The following is a 372-nucleotide window of genomic DNA, read 5'->3' on the forward strand; positions in this document are numbered from 1 at the left end:
GAAGAAGCCCCACGATTTTTCATGCGGACCATTGAAGTCGGCCAGCTGCGATGAGTTCGGCAGGTATATCGAGTCGTGATAGGTGCCCGGTCCCATGCCCAGGTAATCCAGCGGCTGGTCGCCATGCACCTGCTGGCGTGCCACCTTGAAGGTGTGGGCGTCTGCGACGTAGGACAGCGTCAGTCCCCAGGCCGTGACGTCGATGTCACCGGCGCGCTTGGCGCCGCTATCAAGGGACCGGTAAGCGGACAGGTCCAGGTTCAAGGTATCGTCGCCGGGCATTTTCCAGCCGTGGCCCGCGGCGAGATAGAGCTGTTTCCAGATATCCCGGAATTCACTGCCATACGCGCTGAAGCGGGTGGACGCGTCCAG

The 372-nt window shown here is 61.8% G+C and carries 1 protein-coding gene; it reads right to left on the minus strand.

The window, feature by feature from the left end:
- Positions 1–372: OprD family outer membrane porin (locus SB751_RS28535; protein WP_410748857.1), on the minus strand; the 372-nt coding region annotated here is incomplete at both ends.

Source organism: Cupriavidus sp. SIMBA_020, from assembly GCF_046535395.1.
In the GTDB taxonomy this organism is placed as follows: domain Bacteria; phylum Pseudomonadota; class Gammaproteobacteria; order Burkholderiales; family Burkholderiaceae; genus Cupriavidus; species Cupriavidus campinensis.